A 23,480-nucleotide genomic window follows, 5' to 3' on the forward strand; every position below is an offset into this window, starting at 1 on the left:
TTCCTTTCCTGGGTTCAGTGTTCTTCTGCTGCGAGGCGGACCAGCGCGCCGAGAGCGCGGAACCACGTGTCGGCCAGATCCCGGACCGTGCCGGCGGACGCGACGGCCGCGGGCCACGACCAGTACACCGCCAGTGCCGGCCCCGCCGGCTGTTCCTCGGCCAGTGCGTTGACCGTGAGCGCGTGCGACACCCGCTTGCCCGGGTCGGCGCCGAGGTCCGCGGCGTCGCCTTCGGGGGCGTACTCCCAGTCGCCGCCGCCGGCGTGGCCGAACCGGCCCATGTAGTTGAACTCGAGCTCCGGCGCGGGCAGCGCGGCGAGTTCGGGCCCGGTCACCGGGTTCAGGTGCCGCAGCAACCCGAAGCCCATCCCGGCGACGGGTGCCGCGGCCAATCCGGCCTGTACCCGCGCCAGCGCGGTCCGCGCGGCGGGGCCGCCGGCGAACGCGTCGGCGAGGTCGAGTTCGCCGAGGTCGAGGCAGACGGGCACGACGCTGGTGAACCAGCCGACGGTGCGGGACAGGTCTGCCCCGCCGGCCAGTTCGTCCTCGCGGCCGTGGCCTTCGAGGTCGACGAGCGTCGCGGTGCCCTCCCCCGCGCCGTGGCGGCGGCGCCAGTCGGCGACCGCGAGCGCGAGGCCGGTGAGCAGCACGTCGTTGACCGTCGCCCGCAGCGCGGCGGGCGCGCGGCCCAGCAGCGGGCCCGTGACGTCCGGCGACAGCGTCACCGCGAGGCTCTCCACGGAGGATTCGACGTCGCGTTCCGGATCCCGCGGCCGCTGCAGCGGCAATGTATCGCCGCCGCTGAGCACCGACCGCCAGTGGTCCAGCTCCACTTCGCGGCGGGGGTCGGCCGCGCGGGCGGCGAGCTCCTCCGACCAGCGGCGGAACGACACGTCCACCGGTGCCGGTTCCGGCTTCCGGCCGGCCGAAACCGCCTCCCACGCCTGCGCGAAGTCCGGCAGCAGCACGCGCCACGACACGCCGTCGATCACGAGGTGGTGGATCAGCACCAACAGCCGGCCCCGCGCCTCGCCGGCGTCGAACCAGGTCGCACGCAGCATCGCACCGGCGTCCGGGTCGAGCCGCGCCCGCGTGGCCAGTGCCTCTTCGGCGATCACCTTCTCCAGCGCCTCGCCGGAGAGGCCGCGAACGTCCACTCGCGACACCCAGTCCGTCACGCCGACCGGGCCGGGCACCTGCAGCGCCCACCGGGCAGGCGACCGGTCGAGCCGCGCCCGCAGCATCGGGTGCCGGTCGGCGACCGCCTGCAGCACGGCGGTGAGGGTCTCGCTCGTCAGCTGCGCGGGCGTGCGGAGCAGCGCCGCCTGGTGGTACCCGGCGATCGGCCCGCCGAGCTCACGCAGCGCGTGCATGATCGGGGTCAGGCCGGCCGTGCCGGTGCCGTCGTCGCGCACCACGGTCACGTCACGCACCTCGGTCGCGACCTCGGCCAGCCCCGCCACGGTCCGGTGGCGGAACACGTCCCGCGGCGAAATCCGCAGCCCGCCCGCGCGCGCCCTGGCCACGAGCTGCATCGCGACGATGCTGTCCCCGCCGAGGGCGAAGAAGTCGTCGTCGACGCCGAGACCCGGCACGCCGAGCACGTCGCCGACCAGTGCGCACAGCTCACGCTCCCGGTCGGTCGAGGGCGCCCGGCCGCCGACCTGACCCGAAAAGTCGGGCGCGGGCAGCGCGGCCCGGTCGAGCTTCCCGTTGGCCAGCACCGGAAGTGCGTCGAGCACCACGAACGCGGCCGGCACCAGGTGGTCGGGCAGCACGGCGACGGCGTGGCGCCGCAATTCGGCCGCGTCGACCGGTGCGCCCGGCACGACGTACGCGACCAGCTGCTTCACCCGATCCGCCCGCACGACGACCACGGTCTGCGCGACGGCCGGGTGCCGGTCCAGCGCGGCCTCGACCTCCGCCGGCTCCACGCGGAAGCCGCGGATCTTGACCTGGTCGTCGGCGCGGCCGCCGAAGTCGAGCCGCCCGTCCTCGGTCCAGCGCGCGAGGTCGCCGGTGCGGTACATGCGGGTGCCGGGCTCGCCGTACGGGTCGGCCACGAACCGCTCGGCGGTGAGCGCCGACCGGCCGAGGTAGCCGCGGGCCAGGCCGGCGCCGGCGAGGTACAGCTCCCCCGTCACGCCGGGCGGCACGGGCCGCAACGATCCGTCGAGCACGTAGGCGCGGGTGTTGGCCACCGGGCGGCCCACGAGCGGCCGCTCGCTGTCCGCGATCCGCGCGAGGAGGGCGTCCACTGTGGACTCCGTCGGGCCGTACAGGTTGACCGCCTCGGTCCCGTCGAGCGCGGCCAGCCGGCGCCACAGCGCGTCGGGCACGGCTTCGCCGCCGACGCCGACCACGGGGAGCGGGCAGCGGTCGCCCTCCACCAGCCCGGCGTCGGCCAGCTGCGTGAACAGCGACGGCGTGACCTCGATGAAGTCCAGTGCTTCCCGCCGGATCAGCGCCGCCAGCTGCTCGGGGTCACGGCGCACCTCGTCGGGCACCACGTGCACGGCGTGGCCGTCGAGCAGCCACAGCTGCGGCTGCCACGACGCGTCGAAGGAGAACGACCACGCGTGGCCCACCCGCAGGTGTTCGCGCCCCGTCCGCGCCACGGCCGGGCGGTGCAGCGCCGCCCAGTGGCTGTGGAACAGGTTCACCAGACCCGAGTGCGGCACGACCACGCCCTTCGGCGTCCCGGTGGAGCCCGACGTGTAGATCACGTACGCCGCGTGCTCGGGTCGCAGCGGGCGCAGGCGATCACCGTCGGTCAGATCGGTGCCGGGCCGGTCGAGGGCGAGCAGGTCCGGCAGCAGCGCCGTGGCGGCGAGTTCCCGCACCGAGCCCGTCAGCTCGGGCACCGTGAGCAGCAGGCCCGGCTGGGCGTCGGCGAGCATCGCCGCGAGCCGCTCGGCCGGGTAGTCCGGGTCGAGTGGCAGGTACGCGGCACCGGCCTTGTGCACAGCCAGGATCGCCGTGAGCATCTCGGCCGACCGCGGCAGCGCGAGCGCCACCAGGGTCTCCGGACCGGCGCCGCGTTCGACGAGTGCCCGGGCGAGGCGGTTGGCGCGGGCGTTGAGCTCGGCGAACGTCCAGGTCGCGCCCCCTGCGACGGCGACCGCGTCCGGAGAACGGCGCACCTGGGTCTCGAACAGCCCGGCCACCGTGTCCGGTTCGACGTCGAGCGCCGTGTCGGTCCAGTCGTGCAGGATCCGCTCCCGCAGCTGCGCCGGCAGCACGTCGACCGTCCCGGTCGGACGGTCCACATCGGACACCAGCGCGGCCAGCAGCAGCCGCATCCCGGTGAGCAGCCGCTCGGCCGTCTCCTCGGTGAACAGGTCCGCGCGGTACTCGGCCGTGAGTTTCAGGCGTTCGGCCGGTTCGACGGCCCAGGTCAGCGGGTAGTGCGTGGAGTCGCGGTGGTCCACGATCTCCGCGTGCAGCCCGTCGCCGTCCGGTTCTTCGTCCGCGCCGGGGTAGCTCTCGAACACCACGAGCGTGTCGAACAGCTCGCCCAGACCCGCTTCGCGCTGGATGTCGGCGAGGCCGATGTGCTGGTGCGGCAGCAGCGCGGACTGTTGCTCCTGCACGCGCTCGAGCAGCACCGCCAGCGGTTCGGCCGGGTCGTGGCGCACCCGCACCGGCACGGTGGTGATGAACAGGCCGAGCATCCGCTCCACGCCCGGCAGCTCCGGCGGGCGGCCGGCGACGGTCGCGCCGAACACCACGTCGGTGCGCCCGGTGAGGGCACCGAGCAGCAGGCCCCACGCCGTCTGGACCAGGGTGTTCACCGTCCAGCCGCGTTCGCGGGCGAACGCCGTGAGCTCGGCCGTCGACTCCGCCGTCAGCTCGAGGGTCCGCCGCCGCGGCAGCGCCGGTGCGCGGTCCGGGTCCACCGGAGCGAGGTGCGTGGGCTCGCTCAGGTCAGCGAGCGCCTCGCGCCACGCCGCCTTGGCCGTGGTGGCGTCCTGGTCGCGCAGCCAGCCGAGGTACCCGCGGTACGACGGTGCCGGCGCCGGCTCGCGGCCGGCGTAGAGCGCGGACAGCTCGCCCAGCAGCTGCGGGACGGACCAGCCGTCGAGCAGCAGGTGCTGGTGGGAGACGACGAGCCGGTGGTGCCCGTCGGCGAAGCGCACGAGCAGGAACCGCAGCAACGGCCCGTCGGCGACGTCGAACCGGCGGCGCTCGTGGGCCAGTTCCGCTTCGAGGCCGTCGTCCCCGCACTCCCGCCACTCCCGCCACTCCGGTTCGGCGGAGCGCGCGACGAGCGCGACCGGGCGGCCGGACGCCAGGTACCGGTAGCTCGTGCGCAGGTTGGGGTGCCGGGCCAGCACGGCGCGCACCGCGGCCCGCAGGCGCGGGACGTCGAGCGGGCCGTCGAGGTCGAACCCGAACTGCACGGTGTAGACGTCCGGGCCGTCGGTGTCCGCGGTCGAGAGGAACAGCAGGCCGGACTGCAGCGGCGTGAGCGGCCAGACCTCGGCCGTCTCGGGCGTCGTCACCCGCAGCTGCGCGTGTTCGTCCTCGGTCAGCTCCAGCAGCGGCCGGCCGTCGTCCGACGCCGGCGTGGCGAGCAGCTCCCCCGCGACCTCGGCGAGCCCGGCCACCGTGCGGTGGCGGAACACGTCCCGCGCGCCGAGCAGCAGGCCGGCGGCGCGGGCGCGCGCGACGAGCTGCATCGCGACGATGCTGTCGCCGCCGAGGCGGAAGAAGTCGTCACGCACGCCGACCCGGGGCAGGCTGAGGACACCGGCCACCAGCCGCGCGAGGACCTCCTCCCGCGGTGTCGCCGGTGCGTCGTCGCCGGTCTCGAACTCGGGCGCGGGCAGCGCGCGGCGGTCGAGCTTGCCGCTCGGGGTGAGCGGCAGGGCGGCGAGCGGCACGACGGCGGCGGGGACAATGTGCTCGGGCAGCGTCCCGGCGACGTGCTCCAGCAGCTCCTCGGCCGGCCGGTGCAGCACGACGTACGCGACGAGCTGCCGTCCTTCGTGGACGATCACCCGGGCCTGCGCGACGGCGGGGTGGGTACCCAGCGCGGCTTCGATCTCACCGAGCTCGACGCGGAAGCCGCGGATCTTGACCTGGTCGTCGGCGCGACCGAGGAACTCCAGCCCGCCGTCCGCGGTCCAGCGCGCGAGGTCGCCGGTGCGGTACATCCGCTCTCCGGGTTCGCCGAACGGGTTCGCGACGAATCGTTCGGCCGTCAGCCCGGGCCGCGCGAGATAGCCGCGCGCGAGCTGGACACCGGACAGGTACAGCTCCCCGGTCACGCCCGGCGGCGCGGGCCGCAGACGGGCGTCGAGCACGTGGGTGCCGGTGTTCCACACCGGACGGCCGATCGCGACCCGGCCCGACGGCGCGACCCGCGCGGGCGCGGCGGTGACGTCCACCGAGGCTTCCGTGGGGCCGTACAAGTTGTGCAGTTCGGCGTCGAGGTCGAACCGCCGCACCAGTTCGGCCGGCAGCGCTTCGCCGCTGCACAGGACGCGGCGCAGACTCGCGCACTCGCGGGCACCCGGTTCGCCGAGGAACACTTCCAGCATCGACGGGACGAAGTGGACGGTCGTCACGCCCTCCCGCCGGATCAGGCCGGCGAGGTACGCGGGATCCTTGTGGCCCTCGGGTTTGGCCACCACGAGGGTCGCGCCCGTGATCAACGGCCAGAAGAACTCCCACACCGACACGTCGAAACTCGACGGCGTCTTCTGCACCACCCGGTCTTCGCAGGTCAGACCGTACTCGCCCTGCATCCACAACAACCGGTTGACGATGCCCGCGTGCGGCACCACCACACCCTTCGGCCGCCCGGTCGACCCCGACGTGTAGATCACGTACGCCGGCGCGTCCCGAGCCACGCGCACGCCGAGGTTCGCCGAGTCGTAGCCGTCGGTGTCCACCGGACCGTCCAGTACCACGGCCGGGGCCGCGTCGGCCACCATGAACTCACGACGCTCAGCCGGGTAATCCGGATCCAGCGGCAAATACGCCGCGCCCGCCTTGTGGATGGCATAGAGCGCGACGATCAGCTCCAGCGACCGTGGCAACGACACCGCGACGACCGCCTCCGGCCCCGCGCCCCGCTCCCGCAACCACCGAGCCAGCTGATTCGCGCGCCCGTTCAGCTCCGCATAAGACAGTGACGCACCTTCGAACACCACCGCGCGCGCATCCGGCGTCCGCGCGACCTGAGCCTCGAACAACTCCGGCAGCGTCACCGCCGGGACCTCGTGGGCCGTGCCGTTCACCGCGTCCAAGGTCGCCGATTCGGTGGCGGACAGGACGTCGAGCGAGCCGATCGGCGCGGCCGGGTCGGCGGCGACCTGCTCCAGCACGCGCACGAGGCGCGCCGCGACGGACTCCACCGTGGCGCGGTCGAACAGGTCCGCGCTGTACTCGACCGCGCCGGCGAGCACGCCGCCGGGCTGCTCGAGGAAGCCGAACTCCAGGTCGAACTTCGCGACGTCCTGCGCCACGTCTTCCCTCGTGACGGTGAGCCCGGGCAGCTCCGGCGGACCGGCGCCCGCCGGCAGGTACACGACCATGGTCTGGAACAGCGGGTGCCGCGCGAGGGATCGGTCCGGGCCGGCCGCTTCGACGACGCGGTCGAACGGCAGGTCCTGGTGGGCGAACGCGGCCAGATCCGTCTCCCGCACGCGGCGCAGCACCTCGCCGAACCCCGGGTCGCCGGCCAGGTCCGTGCGCAGGACCAGCGAGTTCACGAAGAACCCGACCAGGTCCGTCAGCGCCTCGTCGGAGCGGCCGGAAACGGGGGCGCCGAGCGGGATGTCCGTGCCCGCGCCCAGGCGGTGCAGCAGCGTGGCGACCGCGGCCTGCGTGAGCATGAACATGCTGACGTCGTGCGCGAGCGCCAGTTCCCGCAGCCGGGCCGTCAGGTCCGCCGGCAGCTCGAACGTGACGGTGCCGCCGCGGTGGCTGGCCTCGGCCGGCCGTGGCCGGTCGGCGGGCAGGTCGAGTTCTTCCGGCACCGCGGCGAGCGCCTCGCGCCAGAAGGCGGCCTGGCGATCCTGCTCACCGTCGAGCAGCGTCCGGTGCCACAGCGCGTAGTCCGCGTACTGCACCGGCAACGCTGCCCACTCGGGTGCGTTCCCCGCGAGGCGGGCGCGGTAGGCCGTGGCGAGGTCCGCGAGCAACGGGCCTTCGGACCACTCGTCGGTGACCACGTGGTGCAGCAGCACGAACAGCACGTGCTCGTCGTCCGCCTCGGTGTACAGGCGCACGCGCACCGGCGGCTTCTCGTCGAGGCGGAACGGAACGTCCACTTCGGACTGCATCCGCGCGGCCGCGTCAGTGACGCGCTCGGTGGCGAAGTCGAGCGGGGCTTCGACGATGCGCTGCGCCGCGACGCCCTCGTGCTCTTCGAACACTGTGCGCAGGACCTCGTGCCGCTGCACGACGTCGCCGAACGCGCTCCGCAGCGCGCCGGCGTCCAGCTCGCCGCGCAGCCGCCACGCGTAGGGCAGCGAATACGTCGTGGCCGGACCTTCCAGCCGGGACAGGAACCACAACCGCTGCTGCGCCGCCGAGAGCGGCAGCACCGCGGCCCGTTCCCCCGCGGCGAGCTCGGGCCGGTCGCCCGCGGGCGCGGTGAGCCGTTCGGCGAGCCGGGCGACCGTCGGAGCCTCGAACACGTCGCGGACGCTGACCTCCGCGCCGAGCGCGCGGATGCGCGACACCAGCCGCATGACCAGCAGCGAGTGGCCGCCGAGGGCGAAGAAGTCGTCGTCGATCGACGGCTGCGCGACCCCGAGCACGGCCGCGAACACCGTGGCCAGCTCGCGTTCCCGCTCGGTCCGCGGCTCGCGGCCGCCGTCCGCGGTGAACTCCGGATCCGGCAGGGCGGCCCGGTCGAGCTTGCCGTTCGGGGTCACGGGGAACTCGGCGAGCACCACGACCGCGGCCGGCACCAGGTGCTCCGGCAGCGTCTTCGCCAGCTCGGCCCGCACGTCGGCGGGAGCGCCGGTGACGTAGGCGACCAAGCGCTCGTCACGAGCGAGCACCACCGCGCCGGTGACGCCGTCGAGCGCCGCGAGCGCGGCTTCGATCTCCCCGAGCTCGACGCGGAACCCGCGCACCTTGACCTGGTGGTCGACGCGACCCAGGAACTCGAGCACCCCGGCGGCCGTCCAGCGCGCGAGGTCCCCGGTGCGGTACATCCGCTCTCCGGGCGCGCCGAACGGGTTCGCGACGAACCGTTCGGCCGTCAGCCCCGGCCGCGCGAGATAACCGCGCGCGAGCTGGACACCGGACAGGTACAACTCCCCCGGCACACCCGGCGGCACCGGCCGCAGCCGCGCGTCGAGCACGTGAGTGCCGGTGTTCCACACCGGACGGCCCAGCGGCACGCCGGGTCCGGCGAACGGCCCGACGGCCGGGTACGCCGTGACGTCGACCGAGGCCTCCGTCGGCCCGTAGAGGTTGTGCAGTTCGGCGGGCAGCAGTTCCGCGAACCGGGTGGCCACGTCGGACGGCAGGGCCTCGCCGCTGCACAGCACGCGGCGCAGACCGGTGCAGCCGGCGGCCTCGTCGAGGAACAGCCGGAGCATCGACGGGACGAAGTGGACGGTCGTGATGCGCTCGTCGCGGATCACCCGCGCCAGGTACCCCGGGTCTTTGTGGCCCTCGGGTTTGGCCACCACGAGGGTCGCGCCCGTGATGAGGGGCCAGAAGAACTCCCACACCGACACGTCGAAACTCGACGGCGTCTTCTGCACCACCCGGTCTTCGCCGGTCAGGCCGTACTCGGCCTGCATCCACAGCAGCCGGTTGACGATGCCCGCGTGCGGCACCACCACACCCTTGGGTTTCCCGGTGGACCCCGACGTGTAGATCACGTAGGCCGGAGCGCTGGGCGAGACGCGCACGCCGAGATCGGCCGAGTCGTACGCGCTCACGTCCACCGGACCGCCCAGCACCACGGCCGGCGCCGCGTCGGCCACCATGAACTCACGACGCTCAGCCGGGTAATCCGGATCCAGCGGCAAATACGCCGCACCCGCCTTGTGAATCGCATACAACGCCACGATCAACTCCAGCGACCGCGGCAACGACACCGCGACCACCGACTCCGGCCCCACACCCCGCTCCCGCAACCACCGAGCCAGCCGATTCGCGCGCCCGTTCAACTCGGCATACGTGAGCTCGCGACCCTCGAACACCACCGCGGCCGCATCCGGCGTCCGCACCACCTGAGCCTCGAACAACTCCGGCAGCGTCACCGCCGGGACCTCGTGGGCCGTGGCGTTCCACGACTCGACGACCGAGAGCTCACCCTCGGAAACGACGTCGAGCGCCGCGACCGGCACCGCCGGATCCTCCGATGCCTGCTGCAGCACCGAGCCCAGCCGGGCGAGCAGCCGCCACGCGGAATCGGCGGACCAGCGATCCGCGGCAAATTCGAGCATGAGGGTCAGCGGCCCGTCGCCGGCTTCGTCGACGAGCGTGAAATGCAAGTCGAACTTGGCCGTCGCGTGCCCGGGTTCGAGCCACGTCGTGGGCAGCCCGAGCGCGTCCGGGTCGCCGCCGGGCCGGTAGTGGTAGCCGACCATGACCTGGAACAACGGGTTGCGGCCGGGCACGCGCGGCGGGTTCAGCTCCTCCACCACGCGGTCGAACGGCAGGTCCTGGTGCGAGAACGCGACCAGGTCGGCGGCCTTGACCCGCGCCAGCAGCTCGCCGAACGCCGGGTCGCCGCTCACGTCCGTGCGCAGCACGAGGGTGTTCACGAAGAACCCGACGAGGTCGTCGACCGCCGCGTCGGTCCGGCCCGCGATCGGCGCGCCCAGCGGCACGTCGGTGCCGGCGCCGAGCCGGTGCAGCAGCGCGGCGACAGCCGACTGCAGCACCATGAACAGGCTCGCCCCGGTCTTCGCCGCCAGCTCGCGCACCGCCGCGGCGAGGTCGCCGTCGAGCGGCAACCGCACTTTGCCGCCGGCTCCGCTCGGCCGCGCGGGCCGCGGCCGGTCGGCGGGCAGCGGGATCTCGTCCGGCAGTCCGCGCAGCGCCTCCGACCAGTAACCGAGCTGCTCGGCTCCGGCGTCGGCGAGGAAATCCTGTTGCCACAACGCGAAGTCCGCGTACTGCACCGGCAGCGGAGTCCACTCGGGAGCGCCGCCCCGCAGGCGGGCCGCGTAGGCCGTGCCCAGATCCGTCAGGAACGGCCGGTCGGACCATTCGTCGGTCACGGCGTGGTGCAGCAGCACGGCCACGACGTGGTCGTCGTCCGCGACGCGCAGCACGTCGATCCGCACGGGCAGCTCGCAGGCGAGGTCGAATCGTCGCCGCGCGAGCTGCGCGACCTTTTCGTCCACTTCGGACTCAGCGCAGTCGCCCGCGGCCAGCGGGATCTCCGGGGAGTCCACGACGGACTGGTACGGCTCGCCCTCGTGCTCGGCGAGCACCGTGCGCAGCACCTCGTGCCGCGCCAGCACGTCACCGAACGCGAGCCGCAGCGCCTCCACGTCGAGCGGTCCGCGCAGGCGCACGAACAGCGGGTACGTGTACGCCGCCGCCGTGGTGCCGATGCGGTCGAGCACCCACATCCGCCGTTGCGCGGCCGACAACGGGATCCGTTCCGGCCGCTCTCGCGGCACGACGGCCGGACGCGCCGGCGCCGTCGAGCCCGCCCGCGCGGCGAGTTCCGCCGGGGTCGGTGTCTCGAACAGGTCCTTGATCGCCAGTTCCGCGCCCAGTTCGGTCCGCGCCCGGCTGATCAGCCGGGTGGCCAGCAGGGAGTGCCCGCCGAGGTCGAAGAACGAGTCCTCCACGCCGACGCGCTCCAGGCCGAGGACTTCGGCGAACAGCGCGCACAGCACTTCTTCCTCGCGCGACTCCGCCGGCCGGCTTTCCGCGAGGGCCACCGCGGGCTCGGCGTCCGGCAGAGCCCGGACGTTGAGCTTGCCGTTGTCGGTCAGGGGCAGGCGGCCGAGGGTCACGAACGCGGCCGGGACCATGTAGTCCGGCAGCTGCCGCTTCAGCTCGTCGCGCAGTTCCTGGACGAGGTCGGCGCTGCCGCGCGCGGCGGTGGGCCTGTTCGCGAACCGCGCGAGGTTCGTGCCGGTCGCCGCGGGCGCGTACAGCCCCGACACCGGTGCGTCGCCACGCACGAACACCGCGTCGAACACGCCGTCCACACCGGTCGACCACGTGGTGTGCACCGAGTAGCCCCGCCGTTCGCCGAGTCGGTGCACCGCTTCCGGTTCGACCCCGTCGCCGGGACCGTGGAACCGGTCGAGCACGTCGAGCAGCGGTGCACCCGCGTCGAGCGCGCGCATCGCGGCGAACTCCGCGGCGAGCCGGGCGTCCGGGATCCGGCTCACGCGCAGCCGGTCACCGGTGAGCTGCGGTTCCAGCGCGGCGAGCGAACCCACCTCGTCCCACAGCAGGCGCGGCGCCTGCGCGACCGGCACCTCGCCGGCCGGGTCCTTGCTGAGCACCACGTCGTAGCGGTAGCGGCTGAGCTCGTTGTGCAGCGCGGCGCGTTTCACGCGGATGCGTGCGCCGACGCCGGGCAGCGTGTGCGCGAGCGCGGTGAAGTAGTCCGGGTCGAGCAGCAGCTCCTTCTCCAGCGCGGCCCCGCGTTCGATCGCGCGCCGCAGCGCAGCGACGTCGGACGTCGCGTCGGCGCGGGTCAGCTGGATGGCCGTGTGTAACGAGCGGGCGAGCCGCAGGTTCCGGACGTCGCCGACGAACAGTGAACCGCCGGGCGCCAGCAGGTCCAGCGCGCTGCTCAGCACGCCCGTCAGGTAGTCGACGCTGGGGAAGTACTGGATCACCGAGTTGAGCACCACGGTGTCGAAGTGCCCGTGCGGCAGGCCGGTGAACTCGTCCGCCGGCTGCGCCCGCAGCGTGATTTTCGCGGCCAGCGCCGGATCCCGCTCGAGCTCGCGCGTGAGCTTGCCGATCACCGGCGCGGCGAGGTCCGTGCCCCAGTACTCCTCGGTGTGCGGCGCGAGCTGCCCCATGAGCAGGCCGGTGCCGACGCCGATCTCCAGGATCCGCCGCGGCGCCAGCTCCCGGATGCGCGCGACGGTCGCCGAGCGCCACTCCCGCATGTGCGCGAGCGGGATCGGCGCCCCGTCGTAACTCGAATCCCAGCCGGCGAAGTCCTCGGTGAACAGCGCGGCCGGGATCTCGGTGTACTCGTCGGAGTAGATCTGCTGCCACTCCCCGACCTGGTCGGCTTCGGCCGCGTCGCGCGCGGTGCCGCTCAGCTCGGCGGGCACGACGTAACCGACGAGCCGCTGCAGCCCGGGTGCCGACGGATCCGGTCGCGCCAGCACCGCCGCCTGCCCCACCTGCGGGTGCCGCGCCAGCGCCGTCTCGATCTCGCCCAATTCCACCCGGTAGCCGCGGATCTTGACCTGGTCGTCGGTGCGGCCGAGGAAGTCGAGGTTCCCGTCGGGCCGGCGGCGGACGAGGTCACCGGTGCGGTACATGCGCGCCCCGGGTTCGCCGAACGGGTCGGCGACGAACCGCTCCGCCGTCAGTGCGGGGCGCCCGAGGTAACCGCGGGCCAGGCCCGCGCCGGCGATGTAGAGCTCACCCGGCACGCCGTCGGGCACCGGCCGCAGCCAGCTGTCCACAATGTACGCACGCGTGTTCCAGATGGGCTCGCCGACGGTGGGAGTGGCGCTGTCGGTCGTGCCGCCGCCGAGGGCGTTGATCGTGTACTCGGTGGGGCCGTAGAGGTTGTAGCCGTACACGCCGTCGGTGTCGCGCAGCCGGTGCCACACCGATTCGGACACCGCTTCGCCGCCGAGCAGCACCAGGGCGGGCCGGTGACTGCCGGGGCCGTCGTCGAGCAAACCCTCCTCGATGAGCAGGTGCGCGTACGTCGGGGTCACGTTGACGACATCGACCTCGTGGCGGTCGCAGTACGCCACGAGCGCGCGGGCGTCACGGCGCAGTTCCTCGTCGCACACGTGCACCTCGTGGCCCTCGACGAGCCACAGCAGCTCTTCCCACGACATGTCGAACGCGAACGACACGGTGTGCGCGATGCGCAGGCGTCGGCCGCCGGCCGACGCGATGGCGGGCCCGAAGATGGCTTCCTGGTGGTTGAGCTGCATGTTCGTCAGGCCGCGGTACGGCGTGACGACCCCCTTCGGCTTCCCGGTGGAGCCGGAGGTGTAGATGACGTAGGCGGGGTGGGCCATGCGATCCGCGCGGTCCCGGCTGAACAGCGGCCGTTCGGCGTCATTCAGTTCGCCCGCCGACAGCGCGGTGAGCTCGGCCCGGATCTCCGCGCTGTCGAGCAACACGCGGGGCAGGCCGGCGGGCAGGTCCGGGGCGACAGCGGTGGTGGTGACCAGGCACAGCGGCCCGGCGTCGTCGAGCATCAGCGCGAGCCGGTCGGCCGGGTAGTCGAGCTCCAGCGGCAGGTACGCCGCGCCCGTGCGCAGCACCGCGAACAGCGCGACGACCATGTCGATCGAACGCGGCAGCCCGAGGGCGACCACCCGCTCCGGTTCGGCACCACGCGAAAGCAGCAGCCGTGCCAGGCGGTTCACGGCCGCGTCGAGCTCCGCGTACGTGAGCCGCTGCTCACCGAAGACGAGCGCGGTCGCGTCCGGCGTGCGCGCGGCCTGGGCCGCGAGGAGGTCCGCGACGGTGTCCTCGACCACCGGGTGCTCGGTCGCCGACCAGAGCTGCGCCAGCTCCGCGCGGCGTTGCGCTGACACGGTTTCGAGCGCGCCGACGGGGGCGGTGAGGTCGCCGACGAGCTGCTCGACGAGGCTGGTGTAGCGGGCCAGCAGCACCTCGGCCTGGTCCGCTGGGATCACGTCGGCGCGGTAGGACAGCGTCACGCGCATCGCTTCGCCGGGCGTGACGACGAGCGTCAGCGGGTAGTGCGTGGCGTCGACGTTCACGAGGTTCGTGATGCCGTGCCGGTGCCGCAGCCCGGCGTAGCGCTCGTCGCCGTCGGCGCCGCGAAGCACGAACAGCGTGTCGAACAGGACCCGGTGCCCGGCCTCGCGCTGGAGCACACCGAGGCTCATGAACTCGTACGGAGTGAGGTCCAGCCGCTCGGCCTGCAAGCGCCGCAGGAGGTCGAGCACCGGTTCGTCCGGCCGCAGCCGGACGCGCGCCGGCACGGTGTTGAGGAACAGGCCGATCGTGGTCTCGATGTCCGGCACCGCGGCCGGGCGGCCGGCGACGGCGGCGCCGAACACCACGTCGGTGCGCCCGACCATGGTGGACAGCACGAGCGCCCACGCCGCGTTGAGCACGGAGTTCACCGTGAGGCCGTGGCGGCGGGCTCGGTCGCGGACGCGGCGGGTCAGCTCGGGCGAGAGGTGCGCGTCGAGGTTGACCGGGGTCACGGGTTCGAGGCCCTGGGTGTCGGGGCCGATCAGCGTCGGCTCGCTCAGCCCGGACAGCGCCGCGCGCCACGCGGCCGCGGCCTCGTCGACGTCCTGGCGCGACAGCCACTCCAGGTAGTCCACATAGGACCCCCCGGCCGGCACCGCGCCGCCCTCGTAGTGCGCGAAGAGCTGTTCCAGGAACAGCCACGCGGACCAGCCGTCCCACAGCAGCAGGTGCCGGTTGAGGACCACGCGGTCGCGCTCGGCGCCGAGCCGCACGAGCGTGATCCGGAACAGCGGCGGGCGGCCGAGGTCGAAGCGCGTCGTCCGGTCGCGTTCCATCAGCTCGGCCAGGCGCGCCTCGCGGTCCGCTTCGGACAGTCCGCGCAGATCCACTTCGGTCACCGGCGGGCCGAATCCGGCGGTGACGAACTGCACCGGGCCGCGCAGGCCTTCGCTGGTGAAGCCCGCGCGCAGGCTCGGGGTGCGCTCCAGCAGCGCGGTGCACGCGGCCCGCAGGCGGTCGGCGTCGAGGTGCCGGGCGAAGTCGACGGCCTCCTGGATCGTGTAGACGTCCACGCGCGAGGTGTCGTAGCTGGAGTGGAAGAACAGGCCTTCCTGCAGCGGCGAAAGTGGCCAGATGTCGGCCAGCGGCAGCGGGCTCAGCCGTTCGACGTGGTCGATCTCGTCCTGCGCCAGCTCGACCAGCGCGAGGTCCGACGTGGTCAGGCCGGCTGTGGCGACGTCGGCCGCGGCGAGTTCGGCCAGCGCCTCGAGGACGGCGTCGACCACGTCCGCCGGGCCCGCGACGTGCAGCGCCAGGACCGGGCCGTCGGCGGTGTCCTCGCAGGTGGCGCCGACCCGCAACGCGTGGGCGCCGACGGGCACCCCCGGGCCGGCCGTGAACGCCCAGTCGGCGTCGCCGGCGGGCACGCGGCCCGCGTAGCGCAGGAGCACGTCGGCGCGCGCCAGCTGCGCGAACAGCGGCGCGGCCTGCGGGTTGAGGTAGCGCAGCAGGCCGTAGCCGAGCGGGTCGGGTGCGGCGCGCACGAGATCCTTGACCTGTTTGAGGTCCGTGGCCGTGAGCCGCACCGGGCGCACCGCGTGCAGCGCGCCGACCACCTCCGGGGTCCCTTGTGGACGGTCCTGGACGTCGACGACCAGCTCGCCGCCGGCTCGGGCGAGCGCGGTGAGCAGCACGTCGGTGACGTCGCCACGAACGGAAGCGGGCAGGTCCTCGACGAGGGCACGGCTCTGCTCGACCGGGAACCGCACAGTCCGTTCGATCCGCGCGGCACCGGCCGGGATGGTGGCCGCGCCGGGCGCGAGCGTCGCCGCCCAGTGCTCGAGGCCGGCCAGCAGTTCCGGTGCCTGCGCCCGCTCGGTCACCGCGCGGGCGTGGGTGCGCAACGACGTTCCGACGGCGGCGAACACCGGAGCGCGACCGGCCTGCACCGCGGTCCACGCGGTCGCCAGGTCGGCGGCGAGCACCGGCCACGACACCGCGTCCAGCAGCAGCGGGTGGGCCGACAGCCGGAGCCGGTCGCCGTCGCGCACGGCACGCAGCAGGTGTCCGGCGTCCGGGTCGAACCTGTCGCCCTGCAGCACGTCCACGGCGTCGACCGCGCCCGCCGGCCGGGTTTCGAGCGACCACAGCACCGACGCGACGCGGCTGCGCTTGAGCCGCAGCCCCTCGTGGTGGTCGAGCACGGCCTGCAGCGCCGCGGCCAAGCTCTCCGGATCCGCGTCGGCCGGGATCCGCAGCTCGACCGACTCGGCAGCCGCGTCGCCGAGTTCGCGCAGCCGGTGGACCTCGGGCAGCAGCGGGACGTCACCGACACCGTCCGGATCCGCGGCCTCCCCGGCCGGCGCCACGGGTTCTCCGAACAGCGCCGCCAGCGCCGCGGGCGTGCGGTGGGTGAAGACGTCCTTGGGGCTCAGGGCGAAGCCCGCGCGCCGCGCCCGGCTCGACACGCTGATCGACGTGATGCTGTCGCCGCCGAGGAGGAAGAAGTCGCCGTCGGGGCCGACGCCGGCCAGCCCCAGCACGTCGGCGAAGATCGCCGCGAGCGCGGATTCGCGGGCGTCGCCCCGGTCGGTCGTCGCCGGCGCGGCCGGCACCTGCGGGGCCGGCAGGGCCCGGGTGTCGAGCTTGCCGCTCGGGGTGAGCGGGAACTCGTCGAGCACGACGAGCGCGTGGGGCACCATCGTCGCGGGCACCGCGGCGGTCAGCGCCGCCCGCAGCTCGTCCGCCTCCGCCGAGCCGGCGACGTAGCCGACGAGCGCGCCGTCACGGACGACCACGGCGGCCGCGCGAACGCCGGGCTGGGCCGCCAGGACGGCCTCGATCTCGCCCGGCTCCACGCGGTTGCCGCGGATCTTGACCTGCCGGTCGGTGCGGCCCAGGTACTCCAGCTCGCCGTCCGCGCGGCGTTGCACCAGGTCACCCGTGCGGTAGAGCTGGGAGCCCGGTTCGCCGAACGGGTCGGCCACGAACCGTTCGGCCGTCAGCCCGGGCCGGCCGTGGTAGCCACGCGCCAGCTGCACGCCGCCGAGGTAGAGCTCGCCGGGCACGCCGTCGGGCACCGGCCGCAGGCAGGTGTCGAGCACGAGCAGGCGCGTGTTCCACACCGGACGTCCGATCGGGACGGTGGTTTCCGGGCCGCCGCGGAACGGGAAGTACGACACGTCCACGGCCGCCTCGGTCGGGCCGTAGAGGTTGTGCAGCGGCACGCCGGTCAGCTGCCGCCAGCGCGCGGCGGCCTCACCGGGCAGCGCTTCGCCGCTGGTGAAGACACGGCGCAGCGGGGCGGCCCAGCGCGGGTCTTCGGTGACCTCGTCGACGGACAGGAACGCAGTCAGCATCGACGGCACGAAGTGCAGCGTCGTCACCTGCTGCTCGCGGATCACGTCGGCGAGGTAAGCCGGGTCGCGGTGCCCGTCGGGGCGGGCGAACACGACAGCGGCGCCTTCGCGCAGCGCCCAGAAGAACTCCCACACGGACACGTCGAAGCTCGACGGCGTCTTCTGCAGCACCCGGTCGTCGGCCGTCAGCCGGTACTCGTGCTGCATCCACGCGAGCCGGTTGACGATCGCGCGGTGCGTGACCAGCACGCCCTTGGGCCGCCCCGTCGACCCGGACGTGTAGATCAGGTAGGCGGCGTCGTCCGGCCCGGCGACCGGGCCGGGGGTCTCGGCGACGACCGGGCCGTCGACCGGCACCAGCTCCGGCCCGGCCGGCACCCGGGCGGCGGTGGCGGGTTCGGTGACGACGAGCCGCGCGCCGGAGTCGGTGAGCATGTACTCGAGGCGGTCCGCCGGGTAGTCGAGATCGAGGGGCAGGTACGCCGCACCGGCCTTGAGCACGCCCAGCAGCGCCACCATCAGCCCGGCCGACCGCGGCACGGCCACGCCGACGACCGAACCGGGCCCGGCGCCCCGCGCGCGAAGCCGGCGGGCCAGCACGGCGGCGCGTGCGTCGAGGTCCGCATAGGACAGTCGTTCGGCTTCGGCCACCACGGCGATGGCGTCCGGCGTGTCCGCCACGTGCCGTTCGAACGCGGCCAGCAGCGTCTGGTCCGGGACGGCGACGGCCGTGGCGTTGAGCTCACCCAGCCGTTCCAGCTCCGCGGCCGACACGAGGTCCACGTGCGCGACCGGCGCATCCGGCGCCGCGGCGAAGGATTCCAGCACCCGCACGAACCGCTCCGCGAGCCGCTCGGCCGCCCGCGCGCCGAGGCGCGCCCCGTCGAACTTGAGGCCGAACTCGAGCGTGTCGCCGGGGGTCGCGATGAGCGCGACCGGGTAGTGCACCGCGTCGACGACCTCGACCCCGGTCACGCGCAGCACCCCCGCGGTGTCGTATTCCCGCGGGTAGTTCTCGACCACCACGAGGGTGTCGAACAGCTCCTCCTGTCCGACGCCGGCGATCCGCTGCAGCTCGGCGAGGCCGAGGTGCTGGTGGTCCAGCAGTGCCGCCTGCTCGTCCTGCAGCCGCCGCAGCAGCCCCGCGACGGTGTCGCCACCGTTCCAGCGGACACGCACGGGCAGCGTGTTGAGGTAGAGCCCGACGGCGTCTTCGATGCCCGCGACGCCGGGGTCACGGCCGGACACGGTACTGCCGAAGACCAGGTCACCGCGGCCGGTGAGGCGGCCGAGCAGCAGGCCCCACGCGCCGTGCAGCACGGTGCCGAGCGTGAGGCCGTGCTCGCGGGCGAACGCAGTCACGCGCGCGGTCGTCGCCGCGTCGACGCTGAAGTGCACCCGCGAGGGCTGTCGTGGCTCGGCGCCGGCCGGCCGGCCGACGAGGCGGGTCGGTTCCTCGATGCCCGCGAGCGCCGTCCGCCAGGCCTTTCGCGCCGCGTCGTGGTCCCGGGCAGCGAGCCGGCGCAGGTGCGCGGGGCGCGACGCCGGTTCAGGCGCGAGGGGTCCGGTCGCTCCGTAGCGGGCCAGGAGGTCGCGGACCAGCACGGCGACGGACCAGCCGTCGGCCACGATGTGGTGGAACGTCAGCGCGAGCCGGTCCCCGCCGGCCAGCGTCGCGCGCAGCAGCGGCGGCCGGTCCAGCGCGAAGCGACGTTCGCGGTCGGCGGCCAGCGCGCCGGCCGCGGCGTCGGCCGGCACTTCCCGCCACGGCAGCTCGGCGTGGGCGGCCACGACCTGGACCACCCGGCCGTCGTCGAGCTGGCGGAACCCCGAGCGCAGTGACGAGTGCCGGTCGAGCAGGTCCTGAACGGCACGCCGCAGCGTCGCCGGGTCCACCGCGCCGGCCAGGTCGAAGATCTCCTGGACGGTGTACACGTCGTCGTCCTCGAACGCGGCGTGGAAGAAGAACCCCTGCTGCAACGGCGTCACCGGCAGCACCTCGGCGTGCGGGCCGAGCGCCGCGAGGTCCTGTTCGGACAGTTCGAGCAGCGGTTCCGCCGAATCGTCCACAGTGGTCACCTCGCCCGCACACCGGGCGAGGGCCTCGGCGGTGCGGTGCTGGAACACCTGGCGCGGGGTGATGGCCAGGCCGTGGCCGGCCGCGCCGAGCACGAGCCGGATCGAGGAGATGCTGTCGCCGCCGAGCGCGAAGAAGTCGTCGTCCGCACCGGCCGAAGAAAGGCCGAGGACGTCGGCCATCACCCGGCACAACGCGGTTTCCCGCGGGGTGCGCGGGGCCCGGCCCTGCACGAGCGCGGCGAAATCGGGCAGCGGCAGCGCGGCCCGGTCGAGCTTGCCGTTGGTCATGATCGGCAGCCGGTCCAGCGGCACGAACGCCGCGGGCACCAGGTAATGCGGCAGCGCCTCTTCGACGCTCGCGCGCAGATCCTTCATCAACGTGGCCGGGTCGCGGTAGACCACCGGCACGTTGGCGAGCGTCCCTTCGGTCGCGCCCAGGTAGGCCGCGACCGGTTCTTCGCGCGAGAGCACCAGGTCGAACGCGGTCGGCGCCTCGGCCGACCACGTCGCCACGGCGCGGTAGCCGGCCGCGCCGGCCAGCTCGGCCAGGACGTCCGGATCCATCGCCGCGCCGGCCACGGCCGGCAGTTCGCCACCGAGCGCGCGCAGCGCCGTGAGGTCCGGGATGAGCCGTTCGTTCGGGATCGCCGCGACGCGCACCGCCGCCGGGCCGTGCTCGGCGAGGTGCGCGGAGAGCGCGCCGGACGACCCCAGGGTGGCCCATGGCACCACCGGGATTTCTTCTGCGCGCACCGATTCGGTGCGCAGCACGACGTCGTAGCGGTACCGGCTGAGCTCGTTCTCGTACGTCGTGCGCTTCAAGCGGATGTCGGCCGTCGCGAACGCGCCGCTCCGCTGCGGCAGCCCGGCGAAGAACCCGGGGTCGAGCACCAGCTCGTCTTCGCGCGCGACCGCCGAGTCGACATCCGCCAAGGCCGGGTCGCCCTGCGCCGCCGCGATGCCGGCCCGCAGCACGCGCTGCAGGCTCAGGTTGCGCACGTCGCCCACGAACACCGAACCGCCCGGGGCGAGCAGGCCCGTGGCCTGGCTCAGCACGTCCACGAGGTACCCGGCGCTCGGGAAGTACTGGACGACGGAGTTGAGCACGATCGTGTCGAAGTGCCCCGCCGGCAGGTCACCGAGCTCGTGGGCGGGCCGCACCCGCAGGTGCACCTTGCCCGCCAGCTCCGGCCGCGCGGCGACCCGCGTCTCCAGCAGCCGCACGACCTCCTCCGACAGGTCCAGCGCCCAGTACTCGTCGGTGCCTGGCGCCAGCTTCGACAGCAGGAGCCCGCTGCCGACGCCGATCTCCAGCACCCGTCGCGGCCGCAGGCGCCGGATCGAGTCCACAGTGGATTCCCGCCACGCCCGCATGTCGGCCAGCGGCAGCGGTTCGCCGTCGTAGCTGGAGTTCCAGCCGGTGAAGCCCTCGTCGAACGGATCTCGGTCGGCCACCGAGTACAGCAGCTCGTGCACGTCCTTCCACCGGCCGACCTGCGCGGCCTCGCGAGCGGCGTCCCGCCCGGCGCCCGGCGCGCTCTCCGGCACGACGTACGCGATCAGCCGCCGGTCGCCCGGCTTCACCTCACGTGGCACGACGGCCACGCGCGCGACGCCGTCGTGCGCCGCGAGCACGGACTCGATCTCGCCGGGCTCAACACGGAACCCGCGGATCTTCACCTGGTGATCGGCGCGGCCGAGGAAGTCGAGGTGGCCGTCGGCGCGCCAGCGGACGCGGTCGCCGGTGCGGTACATGCGCTCGCCCGGCCCGGCGAACGGGTCGGCGACGAACCGCTCGGCCGTGAGCCCGGCGCGCCCGACGTAACCGCGCGCGAGACCCCGGCCGCCGACGTACAGCTCGCCCTCCACTCCCGGCGGCACGGGGTTGAGCGCGGTGTCGAGCACGTAGCACCGCGTGTTGGGGTCGGGGCGGCCGATGGGGATCGGCCCGGTCCAGTCCGCTTCGGCGGGCCAGAGCGTGGAGTTCACCGTCGCTTCGGTGAGCCCGTACGCGGCGACGACGCGCAGGTCCTTCGCCCAGCGGGCGATCAGCTCCGGCGGCACAGTCTCGGTGCCGACGATGAGCACGGCGCCCTTCGGCAGCTCGCACTCCGGCGGCAGCGCCGCCACCAGCGAAGGCGGCAGGATCATGTGCGTCGCCGCGTGGTCCGCGATGTAGCCGGTGAGTTCGACACCCGCGACCCGCCGGTGCGCCGGCACGACGATCACGCGCCCGCCCACGCACAGCGACATCACGAGGTCCCACACCGTCACGTCGAACCCGGCCGACGCGAACTGCACGACCCGGCTCTCCGGCGTGATCCCGATGCGCTCGGTGGCCGTGGTGATCAGGCTGCCGATGCCGTCGTGCGTCAGGGTCACGCCCTTCGGCCGGCCGGTGGAGCCGGAGGTGTAGATGACGTAGGCAGCGCGGTCGAGCCGCAGGTCACCGAGGTCGACCGGGCCGCCCTCGTGCGCGTCGAGATCACGGCGCACGGCGGGATCGTCGAGCTCGATCCGGCCGACGCCGTCGAGGTCCGGCAGCTGACCCGCGGACTCCGCGACGGTCAGCACGGCTGACGCGCCGGAGTCGGTGAGCAGGTAGGCCAGGCGGTCCTCGGGGTGGTCGAGGTCCAGCGGCAGGTACGCGGCGCCGGACTTGAGCACACCCAGCAGGCCCACGACCAGGTCGATCGAGCGCGGCAGCGCCACGCCGACCACGTCCTCGGCACCGACCCCGCGGGCCGCGAGCAACCGGGCGAGCCGGTTGGCGGCGTCGTCGAGCTGCGCGTAGGTGAGCTCGTCGCCCTCGCACACCACGGCGACGGCGTCGGGCTGCCTAACGACGACCCTCGCGAAGGCCTCGGGCCAGGTCACCTCGGGAGAGTCGAACGGTGAGGTGGCGAAGTCGGTCAGCACGAGCTGCCGTTCGCGCGCCGTGAGCAGGTCGATGGCGGCGATCGGGCGGTCCGGCTGGTTCGTCATCGCGTCGAGCACGGCGAGGAACCGGCGTTCGTGGCCGGCCAGCTCATCGGCGTCCGCCGCGGCGGCGAATTCGATCCGCAGGCCACCGGCCGCGCCGGCGTCGTGCGCGGTCACGGCCAGGTCGGTGACGGGCCCGAGCGCGACGCTGTGGACGGTGGCGGCGGCCTCGCCGAACGCGACCGAGACCTCCGGCAGGAAGTTGAGGCTCAGCCCGGTCAGCTCGTGCATCCCGCCGGTGAGGCTCAGGTCGCGGGCGAGGTCTTCGCCGCGGTAGCGGCCGTGGTCGAGCAGGTCCGCGACTTCGCGGGTGATATCGGCGACCAGTTCGGCCGGCGTCGTCGCCGGCCGAGCGGACACCCGCAGCGGCAGCAGGTTCGACAGCATGCCGGGCCGCTCGCGCAGCACGGCGTCGGCGCGGGCGGCGACGGGCAGGCCGAGCACCAGGTCCTCGGCCCCGGTCACGCAGTGGGCGTAGGCGGCCAGCGCCGCGAGCGTCACGCGCGACAGCCGGGTGCCGTGATCGCCCGCGAACTTGCGCAGCGCGTCGGCACGTGCGGGCGGCAGGGTGACGCAGCGGCGCACGACCGCACCGTCCCCGCCGGCCAGGCGCACCGGATCGGGCCGCCCGGCGAGCTTTTCCCGCCAGAACGCCCGATCCGTCTCGTACGCGGCGGAGTTCCGGTACGTGTCCGCGGCCTCGAGCAGGGGGGCGACCGTCCACTCCACAGTGGACTCGGCGCCGGCGTAGTGCGCGGCGGCGCGGCGGGTGAGCGCCGCCTGGCCGTGCGCGTCGAGCACCAGGTGATGGTAGGTCTGTACCCACCACACCCGGTCCGGCCCCAGCACGAGCAGGGCGTGCGCGGTCAACGGCCCGCGGGCGAGGTCCACCGGCTCGGCGAGCGCCGCGCGCACCCACGCGTGCGCCGCCGTCGCCGGATCGGCCTCGCTCGACAGGTCCGTCACCGGCACGTCGTCCGCGACGGCGGCGGGGTACTGCCGCGGCACGCCGGAGTCGTCGGCCTTCGCCGTGACGTGCAGACCCTCGGCCTCACCCACCGCGCGGCGCACCGCGCCGGCGAGCCGGGTGAGGTCGACGCGGCCGCGCACGTCGGCGTACCAGCCGATGCGGTACGCCGGGTCCGCCGGGGCGAGCGACTGAGCGAAGAAGACCCCGGCCTGCGCCGCGGTCAAGGGGGAACCGGGCACGACGCCGGTCATCTGGGA

1 protein-coding gene is annotated in these 23,480 nt (G+C 74.0%); it reads right to left on the reverse strand.

The genetic code is table 11. The features are described 5' to 3' along the window. Nucleotides 1-14: 14 nt before the first annotated feature. Complete coding sequence (locus ACIA77_RS06515) at nt 15-23,474, reverse strand: non-ribosomal peptide synthase/polyketide synthase (protein WP_395884760.1); 23,460 nt, start codon at nt 23,472-23,474, stop codon at nt 15-17. Nucleotides 23,475-23,480 lie beyond the last annotated feature (6 nt).

It is taken from the genome of Amycolatopsis sp. NPDC051903 (assembly GCF_044452505.1).
In the GTDB taxonomy this organism is placed as follows: Bacteria; Actinomycetota; Actinomycetes; order Mycobacteriales; family Pseudonocardiaceae; genus Amycolatopsis.

Coding starts and splice junctions, on each gene's coding strand:
- ACIA77_RS06515 (WP_395884760.1), bottom strand. CDS start 23,474: ATGACCGGCGTCGTGCCCGGTTCCCCCTTGACCGCGGCGCAGGCCGGG.